This window comes from Asanoa sp. NPDC050611 (assembly GCF_040654855.1).
Taxonomy (GTDB): domain Bacteria; phylum Actinomycetota; class Actinomycetes; order Mycobacteriales; family Micromonosporaceae; genus Asanoa.
The window spans coordinates 1-2,668 of the sequence record NZ_JBFAIU010000573.1; the positions used below are offsets into that span (position 1 = coordinate 1).

At 75.6% G+C, this 2,668-nt stretch carries 4 protein-coding genes; 2 read left to right on the top strand and 2 right to left on the bottom strand.

What is annotated here, in order from left to right:
* Positions 1–188 (top strand): hypothetical protein (locus tag AB0H87_RS40360; RefSeq protein ID WP_360158673.1); only part of this gene is annotated, 188 nt, incomplete at its 5' end.
* Between the two features lie 22 nt (positions 189–210).
* Here AB0H87_RS40360 and AB0H87_RS40365 read toward each other — a convergent pair.
* Entirely contained in the window at positions 211–567 is a 357-nt protein-coding gene (locus AB0H87_RS40365; protein ID WP_360158676.1) for a hypothetical protein, read from the bottom strand.
* Positions 568–673: 106 nt separating this feature from the next.
* Between AB0H87_RS40365 and AB0H87_RS40370 the strand changes: the two genes are divergently transcribed.
* Positions 674–2,179 carry an arylsulfotransferase family protein gene (locus tag AB0H87_RS40370; protein WP_360158679.1) on the top strand — a complete coding sequence of 502 codons (1,506 nt, stop codon included), beginning with the start codon at positions 674–676 and terminating at the stop codon, positions 2,177–2,179.
* A 39-nt stretch (positions 2,180–2,218) separates the two neighbouring features.
* Here the strand turns inward: AB0H87_RS40370 and AB0H87_RS40375 are convergent, their stop codons facing one another.
* Positions 2,219–2,596, bottom strand: a complete 378-nt coding sequence (locus AB0H87_RS40375; protein ID WP_360158682.1) for a hypothetical protein — start codon at positions 2,594–2,596, stop codon at positions 2,219–2,221.
* Positions 2,597–2,668 lie beyond the last annotated feature (72 nt).

Consider the following 2,668-nt stretch of genomic DNA (forward strand, 5'->3'; position numbering starts at 1 on the left):
GACGCTGCGGCGGGCTCGGCGGTGGCAACCGGAGCGATCCCGGCCGCGGCGTCCATCGCCGCGTTGGCGAGCGCGTCCGCGTGGGTGTTGCCGAACTCGTCGCCCGCGCCGACCTCGCCATGTATGAAGCCAAACACCGCGGCACCGGCGGGTACGCGATCTACCGCGATGCCGTCCCGAGCGACTGAACGGGCACGGCGTGGCGGCCGGTCAGCCGGCGTCGGTGATCGCGGTCAGGAGCTCGGCGCCGGCGCGCATGCGGGCGGCGGCGTCCACCTGGCCGAGCCGCTCGAACTGGGCGGCCGCGGCCAGCCGGTCCGCGGCCTCCGCGCGGACGATGCGCAGGATCTCCTCGCCGTCCAGCGACCGGCGCGGCGCCTCCGCCGCGCCCACGCCCACCGCGCCCATCGGCGCCCGCCCGAACTGCCCCGGCCGCGCCGGCACCGCCTCCGCGTTGTCGATCGCGGAGATCGCGGCGCGCAGTGCGCCGGCCGCGACGGCATCGCGGGAGCGCAATGCCTCGCGGAGGGTGCGGCGGAGCCGCTCGCGGAGATCGCTGGGGGGCACGGCGGTAACGCTAAGCCACCGGAGGTCGCTGTGCCACGCCCTTGTTCAGCCAACGAACAGGTTTCGCCCGGCTTTCGGTCAGCTCGGACCGGCAGGGTGTGTGGTGATGAGCGACAACGCACGCCCGCGGGTTTCCCGGCGCCGGCTCCTCGCGGGCGGTGCCGGCCTGGCGGTGGCGGCGGCGACCGGCGGTGGTGGCTACGCCCTGGGCCGGGGCCATGGCCGCGCCGCCCCGGTCGAGGCACCCGCGCCCGCTCTCCACCAGTTCGTCACCCGCCCCGATCTCGCCGTGCCGGTCGTCGACGTGACCGCGACCGGCCCGACCGCGCCCGGCCTGGTCTTCCTCACGCCGGCGGCCGGTGCGGGCGGGCGCGGCCCGCTGCTGGTCGACGGCGCCGGCCAGCCGGTCTGGTTCCGCCAGGTCACGGGGCCTGGCGTGATCGCGATCGACGCGCGGGTGCAGCGGCTGGCCGGCGAGCCGGTGATCACCTGGTGGGAAGGGACGATCGACCCGGAGTACGGGATCGGAGCGGGCGAGTTCGTGATCGTCGACCGGTCGTACCAGGAGATCCGCCGGCTCCGTGCGCCCGGCCCGGTGCCGGCGGACCAGCACGACCTGATCCTCACCCCGCAGGACACGGCGATCTTCTTCGCGTACGAGCCGGTGGCGGCCGACCTGTCCGCGATGGGCGGGCCGGCGGACGGCGCGCTCGTCGACGGGGTGCTCTACGAGGTCGACATCGCCACGGGGCGCGTCGTGTTGCGCTGGTTGGCCCGCGACCACATCGCCCTGTCCGAGTCGTACGCCGAGCCGTCCGGCCGGATCCCGTACGACTACCTGCACGCGAACTCGGTCGAGGTGGACCGCGACGGCTCGCTGCTCGTCTCGGCCCGGCACACCTGGGCGATCTACAAGATCGACCGGGCGTCGGGCGCGGTCCGCTGGCGGCTCGGGGGCAAGAAGAGCGACTTCGCGATCGGCCCGGACGCGGCGTTCGCCTGGCAGCACGACGCCCGCCGCCGCTCGGACGGCACGATCGGCCTGTTCGACAACGAGGCCGGCATCACGGCGCGCGCGTCCGCGTCCCGCGGGCTGATCCTCGCCGTGGACGAGACCCGCCGCACCGCCCGCCTGGTCCGCGGGCTGGCCCACCCCGACTCGCTGCTGGCGCCGAGCCAGGGCTCGCTGCAGGAGCTGCCGCGCCGCGGCTCGCTGGTCGGTTGGGGACAGCAGCCCCGGTTCACCGAGTACGCCGCCGACGGCACGCTGGTCGCCGCCGGCGCGCTGCCGGCGGACAACGGCTCGTACCGGGCGTACAAGTTCGAGTGGTCCGGCACGCCCACCGACCACCCGGCGGTGACGGCGGTCCGCGAGGGCCGCGTGACCGTGCACGCGAGCTGGAACGGCGCGACCGCCGTGACCCGCTGGCGGGTCCGCGCGGGGGCGCAGCCCGACAAGCTCACGCTCGCCACCACCGCCGACCGCACGGGCTTCGAGACCGCCGTGCCGATCAACGGTTCGCCGACGTTCGTCGCGGTCGACGCCCTCGACCGCACCGGCGCCGTCCTCGGCACGTCCCCGGTGACGACGGTCCCATCGCCACCGGTGTGAGGAACGGGGCCCGGTCCCTGCGGGCCCCGTTCCCGCACATCAGCCGACCGGGGTCAGCTCCACGTAGGCGATGGCCGGGTTGGGCAGGTCCACCGCCAGCTCCACCACGCCGTCCGCGGTCTCGACCGTGGCCACCGGCTCGGACTCTGGCAGCCGATCGGCGTCCGCGAGCGCGGCCCACTGTGCCTCCGTCGGCCAGTCGCCACCGCCCGCCGACTGCCAGCGGGCCGCCACGTTGCCGTGATCGGCGTCGACGCGCCAGCGGCGCACCTCGTAGCGGCCGCTTGGCAGGCCGGCGACGCGGAGCGTGACCGTGCGGTCGAGCACCTTGTCGCCGTCGCGCCGGCCGTGGTCGAGCGTGCCGTTCCAGACCAGCGCGCCGACCCGGCCGTCGGGGGCGCGCGCCCGCCACGACAACACCAGATAGGAACAGCGGGGTGGGGGGTAACAGTGGGAAGGACGATGGGTTGATATCGGGGGGGGGCGGGT